Genomic DNA, 18124 nt, shown 5'->3' with positions numbered 1-18124 from the left:
ATCAGATTTTAGAACCTGATTCCTTTTAAGTTGCTTGATTACATGATGTGAAGAACATGTGCCACAATACCCACTGCGAAGAGTGCAAGGATAATAGTGATTGGAGATACTTTTTTCTTAAGCAAGTACATGCAAAGGAGAGTAAGGAGTAGTCCTGATAGTCCAGGGATCAACATATCCAAGTTTTGTTGGAAAGTAGTAACTTTTTCAGGTGTTTGAGACAATCCTTGTCCTACTTGTGCGAATGCTTCTTGAATACCTTTAGATCCTTCTGGCAATTTATCCCAATGGATATAAGCCTTCTCATCTAGTTGAACTTTGGCAACATCGAAAGCAAATTTAATATTTACCCAACGTTGAACAAGGACAGCAAGAATGAACATACCAAGGATAGAAGCTCCTTTAGTGATGTCTTGAAGGATACCGCCAGACATATCTTTAGTGATTTCTGATCCAGCCTTGTATCCAATCTCTTGTGTATACCACAAGAATGACATACGAATCAAGTTCCAAAGAACGAAGAAGAGGATTGGACCTAAGATATTACCAGTAAGGGCAAGTGAAGCACCGAGTGATCCAAGGATTGGGCGTACTGTAAACCAGAATACTGGGTCACCGATACCAGCAAGAGGTCCCATCATACCGATTTTAACCCCTTGGATAGCAGCGTCATCAATTTCAACACCGTTAGCACGTTCTTCTTCAAGTGCAAGAGTAACCCCCATGATTGGAGCGGCTACGTATGGGTGAGTGTTGAAGAACTCAAGATGGCGTTCAAGAGCAGCGATTTGATCTTCTTTTTTAGTGTAGAGTTTTTTAAGAGCTGGAATTAATGAGTAAGCCCAACCCAAGTTTTGCATACGTTCATAGTTCCAAGAACCTTGTAAGAAAGTTGAACGCCACCAAACTTTTTTACGATCTGATTTAGTTAATTGAAGTTTTTCAGTCATGATGTTTTCAGTCCTTTCTTATCTTAGTAGTCTTCTAGGATATCGCCGATTGGGTCGTTAGAAGTTGCGGCTCCACCGCCACCGTTTCCACCAGTTTTAGAAAGGTGAAGGTAGATAAGAGCGATAGCAACACCGATAGCACCAAATCCGATTAGAGTAATATCTGACACGGCAGCAAGCACGAAACCGATAGCGAAGAATGGCCATACTTCACGAGTTGCCATCATGTTGATAACCATAGCGTAACCAACGGCAACAACCATACCACCACCGATAGCCATACCATCTTTAAGCCAATCAGGCATAGCATTTAGAATGCTTTGTACTGTTTCAGTTGGTACCATTAGAAGGAGTGCTGCAGGGACTGCAATACGAAGACCTTGAAGAAGAAGTGCGACAAAGTGAGCACGTTCAACTGCTTTGAAGTCACCTTTTTTAGCAGAAGCATCAGCAGTGTGAACCAATCCGACAGAGAGTGTACGGACAATCATAGTCAAGAATAGACCAGCAACTGCAAGAGGGATAGCAACCGCTTGGGCAACACCGATACCTGTCTTAGTAAAGTCGCCACCAAGAACCATGATAATGGCAGCAGCAACAGAAGCAAGAGCAGCGTCAGGAGCTACGGCAGCTCCGATGTTAGCCCAACCAAGGGCGATCATTTGAAGAGAACCACCAAGGATAATCCCTGCTTCAAGGTTACCAGTAACAAGACCGATAAGGGTACAAGCTACGATTGGTTGATGGAATTGGAACTGGTCGAGGATACCTTCAAGACCTGCTAGGAAGGCTACAACGACTACTAAAACCATAGAAATAATAGACATCTTTAAAATCCTTTCATAAAATCGATTATTGCACGTTCGCTTTGTTGATCAAGTCAAACAAATCTTTTTTCGTGTCGTTTGGTACTTTACGTACATCAAATTCAACACCAAGGTCACGCATTTTTTCAAATGTAGCAACGTCTTCTTTATCCATAGACAAAACGTTGTTAACCATTGTTTTACCAGTTGAGTGAGCCATTGATCCAACATTAAGAGTTTTGATTGGCACGCCACCTTCGATAGCACGAAGGGCATCTTGAGGTGTTTCAAACAAGATAAGGGCATGTGTTCCTCCGAAGCGAGGATCTTTTGCAACGTCGATTAGTTTTTGGATAGGAACAACATTTGCTTTCACTTTACCTGGAGCTGCTTGTTTAATCAATTCTTTACGTAATTCGTCTTTAGCTACGTTATCTGAAGCAACGATGATACGATCTGCTTTTGAATCTGGAGTCCAAGCAGTTGCAACTTGACCGTGAAGTAAACGAGTGTCTAGACGGGCAAGGTTGATTTTGAGTTTACCGTCTCCGATGACAGTTCCTTCTGGAATAGCAGCTTGGGCAACTGGAGCAGCTGCAGCGCTTGCTACTTCCTCAACTGGGTTTAGCTCTTCTGGAAGAGCTTTGATGCCATCTTTGGCTTCTTTAATGATATTAGCAGCGACTTTTTCTACACCTGCAGCAGCGTCCATGAGGCGCTCTGTGTAGGCTTGAATTAACATCGGTAAGTTAAGTCCTGTGATGATGGCAAACTTACGCTCAGGATTTTCTCCCATCACGCGGCTAGCTTGGTTAAATGGAGATCCACTCCAAAGGTCAGCCAAAACTAGAACCTCATCTTCTGCGTCAAATGCAGCAACAGCGTTATTAAACTTAGCGTATAGATCATCAGGACCTTCATTTGGCATAAAGGTTACAACTTGAACCTTTTCTTGTTCACCAAAGATCATAGATCCTGACTGATGAATACCCGCAGCAAATTCGCCGTGGCTCGCAATAATGATTCCGATACTCATTATTGTCATTCCTCCTTTTTTGTTTTAGTTTTCGTTTAAGAAAACTTTAAGACTAGATAAGTATAAACCGTTTTCATATAAAAAGCAACTATTTGATATAAAATATTCAAGAAAACATTTAAATAGTGTATTTAATGATATTGATATAATAAGGTTTCAAGAAGACATAGTAATTTTTGATATTAAAATTTAATATAAAAAAGTTGGAAGCGCATTCCAACTTTTAAAATAGGTTTTTATTAGATTAGTGGGTGAAGTCGAGTACCATACGTCCTTGGATTTGACCTTTTTCCATTTCGTCGAAAATGGCTACAGCATCTTCTACTGGACGTTTTTGAACAACTGGAACTACTAAACCTTCTGCACCGAATTGGAAGGCTTCTTCCAAGTCTTTACGAGTTCCAACAAGAGAACCGATGACTTGGATTCCATCTAGAACGGTTTTGACGATGCTGAGTTCCATCATTTCAGAAGGAAGACCAACAGCGACTACGCGACCACCAGCACGAACTGAGTCAACAGCCTGGTTGAAGGCAACTTTAGACACAGCAGTTACGACAGCTGAATGAGCTCCACCATCAGTTTTTTCCTTGATGAATCCAGGTACATCTTCAACTTCGAGTCCGTTAATAACAATGTCAGCACCTACTTCTTTTGCAAGGGCAAGTTTGTCATTGTTGATATCAACTGCGATGACATGAGCATTGAATACTTTTTTAGCATATTGAACAGCTAGGTTACCAAGTCCACCAGCACCGTAAAGGACAACCCATTGACCTGGTTCAACTTTGGCTTCTTTTATAGCTTTATAGGTTGTTACACCAGCACATGTGATAGAAGAAGCTTGGGCTGGATCAAGTCCGTCAGGAACTTTGACAGCATAGTCTGCAGTTACAATACATTGTTCAGCCATACCACCATCTACTGAGTAGCCAGCATTTTTTACTGTACGGCAAAGGGTTTCGCGACCAGTTGTACAGTATTCGCAAGTACCACATCCTTCAAAGAACCAAGCAACGCTGACGCGGTCGCCGACTTTAAGGTTTTTCACATCTGGTGCAATTTCTTTAACGATACCAACACCTTCGTGACCTAGAACACGTCCTGGTACCTGACCAAAGTCACCATGGGCAACGTGGAGGTCAGTGTGGCAAACACCGCAGTATTCAATTTCTACAAGTGCTTCCCCAGTTTCAAGTGGACGGAGTACTTTTTCTTCAACAGCAACACCAGTGCTTTCTGGATTTACAACAACAGCTTTCATAGCTATCCTCCTTGATATTGGCCGAGAACAGGGACAACGGGACTGGATTGATTTTGTGTCAACAGAGTCGAGTATGACGAGCTCTCTTGTATTTATATGTGAATTATATCACAAAAGAAAGCCTTTTCCAAGGTTTTGGAGGCGAAAAATAGAACAATCGATTAACTGGTTGATGAGACTGTGAAAAGAGCACAAAGACCAGCTTGCAAGCTGGTCAGAATGGACTATAAGAATAAATCTTGCAGGGTTTTGGCAACCCCGTCTTGGTCATTTGTCAAGGAAATTTGCTCATCTGCATAGGGGAGTAGCTCTGGGTTGGCATTTTTCATTGCATAACCTTTCCCAGCAAAAGCTAGCATTTCGGTATCATTGTGTTCATCTCCAAAGGCAATCAAATCCTTTTTGTCGCGGTTCATTACCTTGAGCAAGTAGTCCAAAGCAAAGGCCTTATTGACTCCTTTGGGTGTACACTCAAGGATATTGAGCGGACCTCCCCAGGTATTGATAGACAGTTGATGCTGGTAGAAGGCGTTCATTTCTTTTGCCAAGGCATATTTGTCACTGGCTCTAGTCTGCAACAGAATGCAGTTAGGATCCTTGGTTACCAACTCAGGCTGAAATTGATCTTCAGGCTGGAAAGCTTCTACGCCAAATAGTTTGGGATTGGCAATTTCTTCATTAGGATTTGTAATGTAGAATTTTTTACGGTATTCTCCAGCGATAAAATCGGCTTGAATGTCCTCTGAACGTCGAACCATGTCTAGCAGATATTTTTTGTCTACAGTCAAACACTTTTCAAAGTCCCAAATTTTGTCTGGCAAATGAGTGAGAGAGCCGTTAAAATTAATCATAGGAGTGTCTAAGCCTAATTCACAGTAGAAATCTTTTGACATACGGTAAGGGCGACCTGTCGTAATAATAACCTGATGGCCTTTTTCAGCAACTTTTTTAATAGTTTCTTTGGTAAAGTCAGAAATCTGACTGTCCGAGTTGAGAAGGGTTCCATCCAGGTCAACTGCAATAATTTTTTTCGTCATAGGGACCTTTCTAGTGTCTTTTCAGATAAGATGTCTACTATTATAACAAAAAGCAGGCGGAAAAGCAGATTCCAAACAAAAAATGAAATTGGATTAATTTCTTAAATAAATCAAACAAAGATATTGAAAAAGTGAATGATAAATGATATAATTCTATTATTGTTCGTAAAAATTAAAAGGAGATTAATAATGGACAAATTATTTAAACTAAAAGAGAACGGTACAGACGTTCGTACAGAGGTTCTCGCTGGTTTAACAACCTTCTTTGCAATGAGTTATATTCTCTTTGTAAACCCACAAATTCTTTCGCAAACAGGAATGCCTGCTCAAGGTGTCTTCCTAGCGACGATCATTGGTGCAGTAGCGGGTACCTTGATGATGGCCTTCTATGCTAACTTACCTTATGCCCAAGCGCCAGGTATGGGTCTTAACGCCTTCTTTACATTTACAGTCGTATTTGGACTCGGTTATTCTTGGCAAGAAGCCTTGGCTATGGTCTTCATCTGTGGGATTATCTCATTGATTATTACCTTGACAAATGTTCGTAAAATGATCATTGAATCGATTCCAAATGCTCTTCGCTCAGCTATTTCAGCTGGTATCGGTGTCTTCCTTGCCTACGTAGGAATTAAGAATGCTGGATTTTTGAAATTTACGATTGATCCAGGTAACTATACTGTTGTAGGAGAAGGGGCTGACAAAGCTAAAGCAACGATTGCAGCAAACTCTTCAGCAGTTCCAGGATTGGTTGACTTTAATAACCCAGCTGTTTTGGTGGCACTTGCAGGACTGGCCATTACAATCTTCTTTGTTATCAAAGGAATTAAAGGGGGAATTATCCTCTCTATCTTGACAACAACTGTTCTTGCTATCGCAGTTGGTTTGGTAGATTTGTCTAGTATCGATTTTGCTAATAACCATGTTGGTGCAGCCTTTGAAGACTTGAAGACAGTTTTTGGTGCAGCTCTTGGTTCAGAAGGTTTGGGAGCTTTGATTTCAGATACAGCTCGCTTGCCTGAAACTCTGATGGCTATTCTTGCCTTCTCATTGACAGATATTTTTGATACAATTGGTACCTTGATCGGTACAGGTGAAAAAGTTGGTATCGTAGCGACAAATGGTGAAAACCACCAATCAGCTAAGTTGGATAAGGCTCTTTACTCTGACTTGATTGGTACTTCAATTGGTGCCATCGCTGGTACTTCGAACGTAACGACTTATGTCGAGTCTGCTGCTGGTATCGGTGCAGGTGGACGTACTGGTTTGACAGCCTTGGTCGTGGCAATCTGTTTTGCGATCTCAAGCTTCTTTAGCCCACTTCTAGCGATTGTACCAACAGCCGCTACAGCTCCAATCTTGATTATCGTTGGGATTATGATGTTGGCTAGCTTGAAAAATATCCATTGGGATGATATGTCTGAAGCGGTTCCTGCTTTCTTCACATCTATCTTTATGGGATTCAGCTACTCTATCACTCAAGGGATTGCAGTTGGTTTCTTGACTTACACTTTGACTAAGCTTGTTAAAGGTCAAGCTAAAGATGTTCATGTCATGATTTGGATTTTGGATGCCTTGTTTATCCTTAACTACATCAGTATGGCCTTATAATAGGATAACCCAGGGGGATTTTCCCCCTTTTTGAATACAAAGGAGATGGGTGATGAAAGAGAAAAATATGTGGAAAGAATTATTGAATCGTGCAGGTTGGCTGTTAATCTTTTTGCTGGCGACAATTTTATATCAGATTCCTATAGGGGTTACTGCTATTTTAACTTTAAATGCAGTACCACTGTTGCAGTCAGGACTGATAGTTGCTGGTATTTCGATTGTAGTTTTGGCACTATTTATTTTTGGAGCTCGTAAAACGCAATTAGCAAGTTTTAATTTTTCTTTTTTTAGAGCGAAGGATTTGGCACGTTTGGGCTTGAGTTATTTAGTTATTATCGGGTCAAATATACTTGGTTCTATCTTGTTACAACTGTCAAATGAGACGACAACAAGTAACCAGTCTCAGATTAACGATATGGTTCAGAATAGTTCTCTGATTTCCAGTTTCTTCTTACTGGCCTTGCTTGCTCCGATTTGTGAGGAAATCTTGTGCCGTGGGATTATTCCTAAAAAGATTTTCCGAGGAAAAGAGAACTTGGGATTTGTAGTCGGTACGATTGTGTTTGCTTTATTGCATCAACCAAGTAATTTACCTTCTTTATTGATTTATGGAGGTATGTCGATCGTTCTGTCTTGGACGGCTTACAAGACCCAACGTTTGGAAATGTCTATCTTACTTCACATGATTGTGAATGGGGTTGCTTTCTGTTTGTTGGCTCTTGTGGTGATCATGAGTCGGACATTAGGGATTTCTGTTTAAGATTTTTGACAATTGCTTACTTGTTTCTACTGGGAGAAAGATGAATGTAATTGTGTCCATCTTTTTCTTTTTATGGTAAAATAGAGAAATAATATTGTGAAAAGCCTTGAGGGAGTGACCGATATGTCAACTAAAGCAAATCATGCAAAGACAGTTATTTGCGGAATTATCAATGTAACCCCAGATTCCTTTTCGGATGGTGGTCAATTTTTTGCTCCTGAGCAAGCACTCCAGCAGGCTCGTAAATTGATAGCAGAAGGAGCCAGTATGCTCGATATCGGCGGAGAATCAACTCGGCCTCGGCCGGGAAGTAGCTATGTTGAGATAGAAGAGGAAATCCAGCGTGTTGTTCCAGTGATTAAAGCGATTCGCAAGGAAAGTGATGTCCTCATCTCTATTGATACTTGGAAGAGTCAGGTAGCAGAAGCTGCATTGGCTGCTGGTGCTAATCTAGTTAATGATATCACTGGTCTCATGGGTGATGAAAAAATGGCCCATGTGGTAGCTGAAGCGAGAGCGAAAGTGGTCATTATGTTTAACCCAGTCATGGCTCGACCTCAGCATCCTAGCTCGCTCATATTCCCTCATTTTGGATTTAATCAAGCTTTTACAGAGGAAGAGCTAGCTGACTTCGAAAAATTGCCAATCGAAGAGTTGATGGAGACTTTCTTTGTACGAGCACTAGCGAGAGCAAATCAAGCTGGAATTGCACAAGAAAATATCCTGTTGGATCCAGGAATTGGCTTTGGTCTGACCAAGAAAGAAAATCTGCTTCTTTTACGGGATCTGGATAAACTACATCAGAAAGGATATCCAATCTTTCTCGGAGTGTCGCGCAAGCGGTTTGTCATCAATATTCTTGAAGAAAATGGTTTTGAAGTCAATCCTGAGACAGAACTTGGTTTCCGCAATAGGGACACGGCTTCGGCTCATGTAACCAGTATCGCTGCGAGACAGGGTGTGGAAGTGGTGCGCGTGCATGATGTAGCTAGTCACAAGATGGCGGTTGAAATTGCCTCCGCTATTCGTCTGGCTGATGAAGCGGAAGATTTAGATTTAAAACAATATAAATAAGATGAAAGAAATTGAAAACAATCAGTGGATTGCTAACTACCGGACGGACCAACCGCATTTTGGCTTGGAACGAATGGAGGAACTATTAGCTTTGCGTGGCAATCCCCATCTCAAACTCAAGGTCATCCATATCGGAGGGACCAATGGCAAGGGTTCGACCATTGCTTTTTTGAAAAAGATGCTAGAAAAGCTAGGGCTGAGAGTTGGCGTGTTTAGCTCGCCCTATCTCATTCATTATACAGACCAGATTAGCATCAATGGGGTATCTATCCCAGAGGTTAGACTAGAATCCCTCATGGCGGACTACCGGTCTTTGCTGGAGGGGGGAGCAGCCGCTAGTTTACAGGGCACAACCGAGTTTGAGATTATCACAGCCATAGCCTATGACTACTTTGCCTCAGAGCAAGTAGAAGTGGCTATCATGGAAGTCGGCATGGGTGGGCTTTTAGATAGTACCAATGTTTGCCAGCCCATTTTAACAGGAATTACGACCATTGGATTGGACCATGTAGCCCTACTTGGTGACACCTTGGAAGCCATAGCAGAGCAGAAAGCTGGTATTATCAAACAAGGTATTCCCTTGGTGACAGGTCGTATTGCTCCAGAAGCTTTGGCGGTGATTGACCGCATTGCGGAAGGGAAAGATGCGCCGATATTTGCCTACGGGACAGATTATCAGGTCCGCTATCAAAAGAGTATGGTTACAGGCGAAGTCTTTGACTATACAAGTGTTGTCAGACAAGGTCGCTTCCAAACTGGCCTGTTGGGTTTGCACCAGATAGAGAATGCTGGGATGGCCATAGCTTTACTTGATAATTTTTGTCAAGAAGATGGTCGAGAACTAGCAAGCAATCACTTGCTTGCTCAAGCCTTGGAAGAAACAAGTTGGCCAGGGCGTTTGGAAATCGTGTCAAGAGAACCCTTGATGATTTTGGATGGGGCCCACAATCCCCATGCTATCAAGGCTTTATTAGCAACTTTGCAAGAACGCTTTGCGGATTATCGTAAGGAAATCCTCTTTACTTGCATCAAAACCAAGGCCTTGGAGGATATGTTGGACTTGTTGGAGCAAATCCCAGATACCGAGCTTACTCTGACACATTTTGACGATAGTCGGGCGACTGATGAAAGCGTGCTGGAAGAGGCAGCTAAGTCTAGAAATCTCAGCTACCAAGGTTGGCAGGATTTTCTAGAGCAGAAATTGACAGATAAAAAAGAAGAGAAACAAACAGTTAGGATTGTCACGGGTTCCTTGTATTTCTTGAGCCAAGTGAGAGCCTATCTGATGGAGAGGAAGAATGAAAATGGATACACAAAAGATTGAAGCAGCTGTAAAAATGATTATCGAGGCTGTAGGAGAGGACGCTAACCGCGAGGGCTTGCAGGAAACACCTGCTCGTGTAGCCCGTATGTACCAAGAGATTTTTTCAGGTCTTGGTCAAACAGCGGAGGAACATTTATCAAAATCCTTTGAGATTATCGATGATAACATGGTGGTAGAAAAGGATATCTTTTTCCATACTATGTGTGAACACCACTTCTTGCCATTTTATGGTAGAGCGCATATTGCCTATATTCCAGATGGCCGTGTAGCAGGTTTGTCTAAGCTAGCCCGTACGGTTGAAGTTTATTCGAAAAAACCACAAATTCAAGAACGATTGAATATCGAAGTGGCCGATGCCTTGATAGACTATCTGGGTGCTAAAGGAGCATTTGTTGTCATTGAGGCAGAACATATGTGTATGAGTATGCGTGGTGTCAGAAAACCAGGCACTGCAACCTTGACGACAGTAGCTCGTGGTCTATTTGAAACAGATAAGGACCTTCGAGATCAGGCTTATCGTTTAATGGGACTATAAAAAGAATCCGCTTTGGGCGGATTTTTCTAGAAAGGAATCATTATGGATCAACTACAGATTAAGGATTTGGAAATTTTTGCCTATCATGGTCTTTTTCCTAGTGAGAAAGAATTGGGGCAGAAGTTTGTTATTTCCGCAATCCTATCCTATGATATGACCAAGGCGGCGACAGATTTGGATTTAACGGCTTCTGTCCATTATGGAGAACTGTGTCAGCAGTGGACGACTTGGTTTCAGGAAACAACTGAGGACTTGATTGAAACGGTAGCCTATAAACTGGTAGAACGTACCTTTGAGGCCTATTCTCTTGTCCAAGAAATAAAGCTGGAACTGAAAAAACCTTGGGCGCCAGTGCATTTGCCACTAGATACTTGCTCGGTAACCATTCATCGCTGCAAGCAACGAGCCTTTGTCGCCCTAGGAAGCAATATGGGAGATAAACAAGCAAACTTGAAACAAGCAATTGAGAACATGCGAAATCGAGGTATCCATATTCTCAAAGAGTCCAGTGTCTTGACGACGGAGCCTTGGGGTGGTGTGGAGCAAGATAGCTTTACCAATCAAGTGGTTGAGGTTGAAACCTGGTTGCCCGCCCCAGTTCTATTAGAGACCTTGTTAGCCATTGAGTCAGAGATGGGACGGGTGAGAGAGGTATATTGGGGGCCTCGTTTGATTGATTTGGACTTGCTCTTTGTGGAGGACCAGGTCATTTATACAGACGACCTTATTTTGCCTCATCCTTACATAGCGGAACGCCTTTTTGTTCTTGAGTCCTTACAGGAAATTGCGCCTCATTTTATCCATCCGACATTAAAGCAACCGATCCGCAACTTGTATAATGCTTTGAAAAAATAGAAAAAACTCTAGTTTTCAGTTACTTGCAACTGAAGGCTAGAGTTTTTATACTCTTCGAAAATCTCTTCAAACCACGTCAGCGTCGCCTTACCGTAGGTATGGTTACTGACTTCGTCAGTTTCATCTGCAACCTCAAAACGATGTTTTGAGCTGACTTCGTCAGTTCTATCCACAACCTCAAAACAGTGTTTTGAGCAACCTGCGGCTAGCTTCCTAGTTTGCTCTTTGATTTTCATTGAGCATTAAAATAGGTCATTTTCTTCTGGGAGGAGGATAGTCTCTCTACCATCCATGTCTAAAACCAAGACTCTGGGGGGATAAAGAGGGTCGAAAGGGTGGTTAAAGTCAAAATCAATGGCTGTAGGGAGATGTTGACTTGAAAAGTGGAAGGTAATTTTTCCTTGGTTATTGAGCAATTGAAACTCAAGTTCTTCTTCCAATTCAAAGACATTTTTTAAGAAGTGGTCGATGATATACCAAAAAGAGTCAATGACATCATCAGGCAAGCTGGTAACAATGCCAAAACTAGCCGACCGCATGTGGGTATTGGTAAAAGCCATATTTCTTCCCCCTTTCTTTTCCCTTATCATACAGCAAATAGGATTAAAAATCAAGAAAAGGTGATTTTTTCTTCATAAACATAGCTTCCTATGAAATTTTGGTAAATTCCCAAACTAAGTTCCACTGCTAATCCAAGTGGAAGTTAGTCTGATAAAAATTCTAAAAACCAGTGGAAATCCGTGTCAGGGTAAGTTCCACTGGTTTTAATCATGCTTGATTTCATCGCTTCTGTAGCCAAAATGAATCGAAAAAAGAGCGCACAAAATCCCCTCATCTGAAAGCGTTTCAGATTAAGTTCCGCTATGGTGGAAGTTAGTGTGAGACGTTTGAATGGGGTTGAAGATTAGTTTTTAGAACTTATGTTGGAGTAATGTAGACGACTGGCAGACGTCTTCTGCAGGTATTTTAGAAATGCCGAGAAGTTTAGGAATTTCTTCTCCATAGGTAAAGGCAAAGAGTTCATAGGCTGACTTTCCATTCAAAGCAGCACGTTTGACACTGTTGACATGCGAACAGACGAGATTAATATCCTCTTGAGTTAAATTGTCAAAAGAAGTTCCTTTAGGTAGAATGTCGCGAATCAGCGTGTGATTTTTCTCAATTCTCCCTTTCTGGTCAGAGCGATTAGGATCACAAAAGAAGAGTTTACTCTCTCCTCGAACATCCATTTCGATGTCATCGACCCTGGCAAACTCTTCACCATTATCAGTCAGGATGACAGGAAAGAGTTGAAAGAAATCTTTATCCGCTTGGTGAAGAGTGTTCTTGATATCATAGAGATGTTTGGTAACCTCAAGGGCGGTTTTATTATCCAGTAGTCTAGCGAAGATAAAGTTACAGAAAGAGAGATTGAAGGTGAGTAGGACTTTACCTCCCATCCTGCCCATAACGGTGTCCATTTCCAGCCAAGAATTCAGTTGCTTAAGAGCCAAATAATTTAGGAAATCCTCATAGGAACGTCCTTTTTTAGATTCTTTAGGAATGGAAGGTAGCTTACTTTTCCGTCTTTCTTTGAATTTAACGGCTCTGGCTAGGTCAATAGGAGCGATAGATAGGTATCCTTTTCGGATGTGTCGATAGACAGTTGAGGAGCTGACATCAAGATTGTGAGTTTTGAGGATATGATAGATGTGTTGTCCCTTTTTAACACCATCAGAAATGATTTTGTCCATGTCCCAGAAGGTCTTGGAATTGAGGGGAGTTCCTTCACGAGCTTCGACAAGAGTTTGTTCGTACTGCTTTTGAGCTTGTTTAGCGAGGTAGAAGATTTTTTTAAATCCACAATTTTGTCTTCTTTTAGGGCATCCATTACAGACAAAGGGAGCCTTATTGAGTAGAGGACAAGGAAGCTTATCGCATGTAGACTCTCGGACTTGTCTGTTTCGTTTGACTTCTTTGGAAACAGTGGTCGGGTCTTTTAGAATGGATTGTCCGATAGCTTTGAAGGTTTCACCTCGCTCTAAGCCTAATTGGATATCATTACGGTCTGAAAGGGTAAGGTGTTTATGTTTTGTCATAGTAGACCTCATTTCTAACTCAAATGTCTCACACTTAATTCCACCATAAAAATCCGTTTTAGACTAATTTCCACTTTGGTCAGGTGAGTGGAAGTTACTTTGAGAAGTTACCCCTATGAAATTTTTTCAAATAATCTTCAAAAAACGCTTGAAAGTGTTTACAAATAGTGATAAAATGGAATAAGTAGAACCATGAAAACGAAATTTTCATACCGTCTCTTTTTTTGGAGTCTCGTGAGGTATGATATAGAAAGGAAATGGAATGAATACAGACGATACAGTAACGATTTATGATGTCGCCCGTGAAGCAGGAGTTTCAATGGCGACAGTTAGCCGTGTAGTCAATGGCAATAAGAATGTAAAAGAGAATACTCGAAAAAAAGTGCTTGAGGTGATTGATCGTTTGGATTACCGTCCAAATGCAGTGGCGCGTGGTCTTGCAAGTAAAAAGACAACCACTGTCGGTGTCGTGATCCCAAATATTACCAATGGCTATTTCTCAACGCTTGCTAAAGGGATTGATGATATCGCTGAAATGTACAAGTATAATATCGTCCTTGCCAACAGTGATGAGGATGATGACAAGGAAGTTTCAGTTGTCAATACCCTGTTTTCTAAGCAAGTGGATGGTATCATTTTTATGGGCTACCACTTGACTGAAAAAATTCGTTCAGAGTTTTCTCGCTCTCGGACACCAGTTGTTCTTGCAGGAACTGTGGATGTAGAACATCAGCTTCCAAGTGTCAATATTGACTACAAACAAGCAACGATTGATGCAGTAACCTACCTTGCTAAAGAAAATGAGCGCATTGCTTTCGTTAGTGGTCCGTTAGTTGATGACATCAATGGTAAGGTTCGTTTGGTTGGCTACAAGGAAGCCTTGAAAAAAGCAGGTATTTCTTATAGCGAAGGATTGGTATTCGAGTCTAAATACACTTATGAAGACGGTTATGCATTGGCAGAACGCTTGATTTCATCAAACGCAACTGCAGCAGTTGTAACAGGTGATGAATTGGCAGCAGGTGTATTGAACGGCCTTGCCGATAAGGGTGTGTCAGTACCAGAAGAGTTTGAAATCATTACTAGTGATGATTCGCAGGTCTCTCGCTTTACCCGTCCAAACTTGACCACTATTGCCCAACCTCTTTATGACCTTGGTGCTATTAGTATGCGTATGTTGACCAAGATTATGCACAAGGAAGAGTTGGAAGAACGTGAAGTTCTCTTACCTCATGGTTTGACAGAACGTCGTTCAACACGAAAACGTAAATAGAAAAAATCAGGGAATCGTGAAGATTTCCTGATTTTGCTTTCTGGAGAAGAGACTTAGCCTTCCATATAGTCTTTCAAAGCCTGCCCTGTTAGTCCGGCATTGAGGGCAATGAGGAGTTTCAAGCGAGCTTTTTGGGCATTGAGTTCTTTAACAAAGAAGACACCAGATTTTTGCAACTGCACGCCCCCACCTTGGTAGGCATAAACAGGTTCCGCTATACCGTTAAAGCATCGTGATACCAGGGCGACTGGGATTCCTTTTTGCAGAAGGTTTTCTAATTTTTGAGCCGTTTCTTTGGGAATATTACCAGCTCCGAAGGCTTGGATAATCAAGCCGTCCAATTGTTCCAAATCCAGCATATCAATCAGCTCATCTGTCATACCTGCATAAGCCGAGATGATAGGGACTAAGCCTTGTATGTGATCAAGGTCAAAGCGAACACGAGGTTCAGCTGTTTTGAAGTAGAGGATTTCCCGCTTCGTAATCAGACCAAGTGGCCCATGTGTTGGGGTCTGGAAGGTGCCGACGTTGGTCGTATGCGTTTTGGTAACATACTTGGCAGCATGAATTTCATCGTTCATAACAACCAAAACCCCTTTGTCAGCAGCCCTGTCATCGCTAGCCACCCGTAAAGCACTCAGATAGTTATAAACACCGTCGCTGCCGAGTTCGTTAGAGCTACGCATGGCCCCTGTTAGAACGATAGGCATATGGGGAACTTCCATGGTATCAAGGAAATAGGCTGTTTCCTCTAAAGTATCGGTCCCGTGTGTGATTACCACTCCATCGTAGTTAGCAGCTTCCTCTTTAATTTTCTGGTAGAGGGCTAGCATATGCTTGGGTTTGATATGGGGGCTTGGCAGGTTAAAAAAGTCTAAGGCGTGGACTTGGATTCCTTCAAGTGGGTTGGACACATGGTTCATGGGATTATCTGAACTCGTCACAACAGCGCCAGAAGCATCGGCCTGCATGGAAATAGTTCCACCCGTATGTAAAACAAGGATTTTCTTAGGCATGATTTACTCACTCTTTCTGAAATGTGGTATAATCATTGTATCACAAAAGGGGAGATTGGGATAGGATGGAAGTCAAAGCTGTTTTTTTTGATATCGATGGAACCTTGGTCAACGATCACAAGAGTGTTTTGAAATCCACTAAGGACGCGATTAAGATTGTCAAAGAACAAGGGGTGCTTGTCGGTGTAGCGACAGGACGAGGACCTTTTTTTGTTAAGGAATTGATGGACGATTTGGATCTGGACTTTGCGGTAACCTACAATGGCCAGTATATCTTTACTAAAGACAGAGTCTTGTTCACGAGCCCAATTTCCAAGTTACATTTGCGCCAGTTAATCAGTTATGCTAAAAAAGAGGGCAAGGAGATTGCTCTAGGGACCAAGGATGCCATGTTGGGTTCCAAAATCATGTCTTTTGGTCTGGGTTCTTTTTCCCAACGAATCAGTCGCTTCGTTCCCTCAGTTTTAACTCGGACAGTGAGTCATTCCTTTAATCGTATGGTCAGCAAGGTTGTTCCCCAAAAGGAAGAAGACCTGCTTGATCTGATGAATCAGCCTATCTACCAAGTTTTGATGCTGATGACGCCAGAAGAATCTGAGAAGGCAGCAGCTGATTTTGAAGACTTGAAATTGACACGTAGCAATCCTTTTGCAGCGGATGTTATCAATCAAGGAAACTCTAAGTTGGAAGGCATACGCCGAGTCGGGAAAGAATATGGTTTTGATCTCAACCAAGTCATGGCCTTTGGTGATTCAGATAACGACCTTGAAATGCTTGCAGGTGTTGGTATGTCGGTCGCTATGGGAAATGGTAGTAGCAGTGTCAAGGAAGTTGCTAAGCACATTACCACTAGTAATCAGCAAGACGGAATCCACAAGGCCCTGGAACATTTTGGTGTTCTAGCTTCAGAAAAAGTCTTTGTCAGCCGTGACTATCATTTCAATAAGGTCAAGACCTTCCACCACATGATGGATGAACGAACCCAAGAAGAACCACGAGCTTGGGATTTAGAAGGTGCAACCCACAGGGCTGGCTTTAAAATAGAAGAATTGGTGGAATTTGTTAGAGCTGCCAGTCCTTCTGAAGAGGACTTTGGTCGAGCTCTATCGCAACTTCATCAAGCTCTTGATAAGGCGGCCGATAAAGTGGCTAAGAAGACGCCTGCTCAGCAAGATTTGATAGGTCAGGTAGATGCCCTGATCGACACGCTTTACTTTACCTACGGTAGTTTTGTCTTGATGGGGGTGGATCCAGAACGTATTTTTGATATTGTTCATCAGGCCAATATGGGGAAAATTTTTCCAGATGGCAAGGCTCATTTTGATCCAGTGACCCATAAAATCTTAAAACCAGATGATTGGGAAGAAAAATATGCTCCAGAACCTGCTATTAAAAAGGAACTGCAGCGCCAGCTCAAGGCTTATGAGTGTCATAAAGAGAGAAATAATACTCAATGAAAATCAAAGAGCAAATTAGGAAACTAGCCGCAGGCTGTACTTGAGTACGGCAAGGCGACGTTGACGTGGTTTGAAGAGATTTTCGAAGAGTATAAATAGTAAACAAAAAGGAGCGCTGAGCTCCTTTTCTTCGTGACTATAGGGTTTTTTCTTGTTCTCTCACAACCAGCAAATCAACCTTAGCATGGCGGAGGATGTATTCAGATGAAGAGCCGACCAAGAGGCGTTCAAAGGCGTTGAGACCAGTTGCGCCAACAAGGATGAGGTCCACTTCCTCAGCATCGGGAATAGTACGTGCCAAGAGGGTTTTTGGATTTCCCATTTCAATGACGATGTGAACATCTGCCACACCAGCATCTCTTGCACGTTTTTCGTACTCTTTCATCAGACTTTCAGCGTCGACTTGGAGTTCTTCGTAAACTTCAGCATCAAAGGTGGATACGCTTTGGAGAGCGCGTGTGTCAATGACATGTGCGATGGTGAGTTTAGCGTCGTTTCGTAGAGCAGAATGAACTCCCTTGACAAAAGCCAAGTCCGCTTCTTTAGAACCATCGATTGCGACCATGATATTTTGGTAACGTTGTGCCATAATGAAACCTCCTGAAATTTTCTTACTATAATTGTAAACCTTTTCACTATAGAAGTAAAGCAAAAAAGGTATTTTTTAAAAGAATATTAGCGCTTAAAATCTATATAAATATATGATAAAATAAAAGAAAGGATAGCAGGAAAGAAGTGAAGGGGGGAGAATGATGAAAAACGCTTTTCAAAAATCAAATTTCCTTTATTATGGAATCATCCTAGTTTCAGTCTTGCTAGAAGTTATCATGGTCTGGCAATTAGAGAGTCTGGTACCGCTTCTTTATCCAGGGTTTATAGGTTTTTTAGTCTTTCATGTACTCTACCATCTAATTTTATTCCTAGTTGCAAAACGAAGTGGGCGTTGGGATTACTTGATGATATGGGGACTTTTCCTCATGTTCAATCTTCTTTATGACTCCTTTTTAGGCTTGCTTTTTCTAGGTTTATCTTTTGGTATGTAATGTGACTT

Annotated in this window: 19 protein-coding genes; 9 read left to right on the top strand and 10 right to left on the bottom strand. The window is 41.9% G+C overall.

Features of this window, described 5'->3' with window-relative positions; translation table 11 throughout:
* Positions 1-38: 38 nt before the first annotated feature.
* The 5 genes from DXN33_RS06360 to DXN33_RS06340 form a co-directional block, all read right to left on the bottom strand.
* Complete coding sequence (locus DXN33_RS06360) at positions 39-950, bottom strand: PTS system mannose/fructose/sorbose family transporter subunit IID (protein ID WP_000136864.1); 912 nt, start codon at positions 948-950, stop codon at positions 39-41.
* Between the two features lie 23 nt (positions 951-973).
* Positions 974-1777 (bottom strand): PTS mannose/fructose/sorbose transporter subunit IIC, encoded by an 804-nt coding sequence (locus tag DXN33_RS06355; protein WP_000022716.1) that lies wholly within the window; start codon positions 1775-1777, stop codon positions 974-976.
* 25 nt (positions 1778-1802) lie between these two features.
* The gene (locus tag DXN33_RS06350) at positions 1803-2792 is read right to left on the bottom strand and encodes a PTS sugar transporter subunit IIB (RefSeq protein ID WP_004258131.1); all 990 of its coding nucleotides are present in this window, start codon (positions 2790-2792) and stop codon (positions 1803-1805) included.
* Between the two features lie 244 nt (positions 2793-3036).
* The gene (adhP, locus tag DXN33_RS06345; protein ID WP_115904649.1) at positions 3037-4056 is read right to left on the bottom strand and encodes an alcohol dehydrogenase AdhP; all 1020 of its coding nucleotides are present in this window, start codon (positions 4054-4056) and stop codon (positions 3037-3039) included.
* 224 nt (positions 4057-4280) lie between these two features.
* A complete protein-coding gene (locus tag DXN33_RS06340; RefSeq protein ID WP_115904648.1) occupies positions 4281-5093 on the bottom strand; it encodes a Cof-type HAD-IIB family hydrolase in 813 nt (270 codons plus the stop codon).
* A gap of 189 nt (positions 5094-5282) precedes the next feature.
* On the opposite strand from DXN33_RS06340, the gene DXN33_RS06335 reads away from it, so the two are divergent.
* The 6 genes from DXN33_RS06335 (at position 5283) to folK (ending at position 11249) form a co-directional block, all read left to right on the top strand.
* Positions 5283-6701, top strand: coding sequence for an NCS2 family permease (locus DXN33_RS06335; RefSeq protein WP_033683017.1), 1419 nt, complete (start codon positions 5283-5285; stop codon positions 6699-6701).
* Positions 6702-6753: 52 nt separating this feature from the next.
* Positions 6754-7461 carry a CPBP family intramembrane glutamic endopeptidase gene (locus tag DXN33_RS06330; protein WP_023947032.1) on the top strand — a complete coding sequence of 236 codons (708 nt, stop codon included), beginning with the start codon at positions 6754-6756 and terminating at the stop codon, positions 7459-7461.
* Positions 7462-7554: 93 nt separating this feature from the next.
* Positions 7555-8535, top strand: coding sequence for a dihydropteroate synthase (gene folP / locus DXN33_RS06325; RefSeq protein ID WP_181897298.1), 981 nt, complete (start codon positions 7555-7557; stop codon positions 8533-8535).
* 1 nt (position 8536) lies between these two features.
* Complete coding sequence (locus DXN33_RS06320; protein WP_115904646.1) at positions 8537-9859, top strand: folylpolyglutamate synthase/dihydrofolate synthase family protein; 1323 nt, start codon at positions 8537-8539, stop codon at positions 9857-9859.
* Positions 9840-10394, top strand: coding sequence for a GTP cyclohydrolase I FolE (folE, locus tag DXN33_RS06315; protein WP_115904713.1), 555 nt, complete (start codon positions 9840-9842; stop codon positions 10392-10394). The genes DXN33_RS06320 and folE overlap by 20 nt, the downstream gene beginning before the upstream one ends.
* 42 nt (positions 10395-10436) lie before the next feature.
* Entirely contained in the window at positions 10437-11249 is an 813-nt protein-coding gene (gene folK / locus DXN33_RS06310) for a 2-amino-4-hydroxy-6-hydroxymethyldihydropteridine diphosphokinase (protein ID WP_115904645.1), read from the top strand.
* Positions 11250-11257: 8 nt separating this feature from the next.
* On the opposite strand, the gene DXN33_RS06305 is transcribed toward folK, so the two are convergent.
* The 3 genes from DXN33_RS06305 to DXN33_RS06295 form a co-directional block, all read right to left on the bottom strand.
* Positions 11258-11422: a hypothetical protein gene (locus DXN33_RS06305; protein ID WP_083281723.1), complete on the bottom strand. Its 165-nt coding sequence runs from the start codon at positions 11420-11422 to the stop codon at positions 11258-11260.
* A gap of 69 nt (positions 11423-11491) precedes the next feature.
* A complete protein-coding gene (locus DXN33_RS06300) occupies positions 11492-11809 on the bottom strand; it encodes a DUF960 domain-containing protein (protein ID WP_000886035.1) in 318 nt (105 codons plus the stop codon).
* Between the two features lie 351 nt (positions 11810-12160).
* Positions 12161-13327 (bottom strand): IS30 family transposase, encoded by a 1167-nt coding sequence (locus DXN33_RS06295; protein ID WP_115904644.1) that lies wholly within the window; start codon positions 13325-13327, stop codon positions 12161-12163.
* A 262-nt stretch (positions 13328-13589) separates the two neighbouring features.
* Between DXN33_RS06295 and ccpA the strand changes: the two genes are divergently transcribed.
* Positions 13590-14600, top strand: coding sequence for a catabolite control protein A (gene ccpA / locus DXN33_RS06290; protein ID WP_001090628.1), 1011 nt, complete (start codon positions 13590-13592; stop codon positions 14598-14600).
* A gap of 53 nt (positions 14601-14653) precedes the next feature.
* Here the strand turns inward: ccpA and DXN33_RS06285 are convergent, their stop codons facing one another.
* Positions 14654-15616 (bottom strand): asparaginase, encoded by a 963-nt coding sequence (locus DXN33_RS06285; RefSeq protein ID WP_020903075.1) that lies wholly within the window; start codon positions 15614-15616, stop codon positions 14654-14656.
* Positions 15617-15681: 65 nt separating this feature from the next.
* On the opposite strand from DXN33_RS06285, the gene DXN33_RS06280 reads away from it, so the two are divergent.
* The gene (locus DXN33_RS06280; RefSeq protein WP_115904643.1) at positions 15682-17073 is read left to right on the top strand and encodes a Cof-type HAD-IIB family hydrolase; all 1392 of its coding nucleotides are present in this window, start codon (positions 15682-15684) and stop codon (positions 17071-17073) included.
* 136 nt (positions 17074-17209) lie between these two features.
* On the opposite strand, the gene DXN33_RS06275 is transcribed toward DXN33_RS06280, so the two are convergent.
* On the bottom strand, positions 17210-17662 hold the full coding sequence (locus DXN33_RS06275; protein WP_024058091.1) for a universal stress protein: 453 nt from the start codon (positions 17660-17662) through the stop codon (positions 17210-17212).
* A 160-nt stretch (positions 17663-17822) separates the two neighbouring features.
* Between DXN33_RS06275 and DXN33_RS06270 the strand changes: the two genes are divergently transcribed.
* Positions 17823-18116 (top strand): hypothetical protein, encoded by a 294-nt coding sequence (locus DXN33_RS06270; RefSeq protein ID WP_023947049.1) that lies wholly within the window; start codon positions 17823-17825, stop codon positions 18114-18116.
* Positions 18117-18124 lie beyond the last annotated feature (8 nt).

The organism is Streptococcus sp. NM (assembly GCF_003390135.1).
Classification (GTDB): domain Bacteria; phylum Bacillota; class Bacilli; order Lactobacillales; family Streptococcaceae; genus Streptococcus.
Note: the sequence above shows the minus strand (reverse complement) of the source record. Positions and strands in the feature narration are given on the sequence as shown.

Coding starts and splice junctions, on each gene's coding strand:
- folK (WP_115904645.1), top strand. CDS start 10,437: ATGGATCAACTACAGATTAAGGATTTGGAAATTTTTGCCTATCATGGT.
- ccpA (WP_001090628.1), top strand. CDS start 13,590: ATGAATACAGACGATACAGTAACGATTTATGATGTCGCCCGTGAAGCA.
- DXN33_RS06295 (WP_115904644.1), bottom strand. CDS start 13,327: ATGACAAAACATAAACACCTTACCCTTTCAGACCGTAATGATATCCAA.
- DXN33_RS06270 (WP_023947049.1), top strand. CDS start 17,823: ATGATGAAAAACGCTTTTCAAAAATCAAATTTCCTTTATTATGGAATC.
- DXN33_RS06355 (WP_000022716.1), bottom strand. CDS start 1,777: ATGTCTATTATTTCTATGGTTTTAGTAGTCGTTGTAGCCTTCCTAGCA.
- DXN33_RS06350 (WP_004258131.1), bottom strand. CDS start 2,792: ATGAGTATCGGAATCATTATTGCGAGCCACGGCGAATTTGCTGCGGGT.
- DXN33_RS06320 (WP_115904646.1), top strand. CDS start 8,537: ATGAAAGAAATTGAAAACAATCAGTGGATTGCTAACTACCGGACGGAC.
- adhP (WP_115904649.1), bottom strand. CDS start 4,056: ATGAAAGCTGTTGTTGTAAATCCAGAAAGCACTGGTGTTGCTGTTGAA.
- DXN33_RS06340 (WP_115904648.1), bottom strand. CDS start 5,093: ATGACGAAAAAAATTATTGCAGTTGACCTGGATGGAACCCTTCTCAAC.
- DXN33_RS06300 (WP_000886035.1), bottom strand. CDS start 11,809: ATGGCTTTTACCAATACCCACATGCGGTCGGCTAGTTTTGGCATTGTT.
- DXN33_RS06280 (WP_115904643.1), top strand. CDS start 15,682: ATGGAAGTCAAAGCTGTTTTTTTTGATATCGATGGAACCTTGGTCAAC.
- DXN33_RS06275 (WP_024058091.1), bottom strand. CDS start 17,662: ATGGCACAACGTTACCAAAATATCATGGTCGCAATCGATGGTTCTAAA.
- DXN33_RS06335 (WP_033683017.1), top strand. CDS start 5,283: ATGGACAAATTATTTAAACTAAAAGAGAACGGTACAGACGTTCGTACA.
- DXN33_RS06360 (WP_000136864.1), bottom strand. CDS start 950: ATGACTGAAAAACTTCAATTAACTAAATCAGATCGTAAAAAAGTTTGG.
- DXN33_RS06330 (WP_023947032.1), top strand. CDS start 6,754: ATGAAAGAGAAAAATATGTGGAAAGAATTATTGAATCGTGCAGGTTGG.
- DXN33_RS06285 (WP_020903075.1), bottom strand. CDS start 15,616: ATGCCTAAGAAAATCCTTGTTTTACATACGGGTGGAACTATTTCCATG.
- folE (WP_115904713.1), top strand. CDS start 9,840: ATGGATACACAAAAGATTGAAGCAGCTGTAAAAATGATTATCGAGGCT.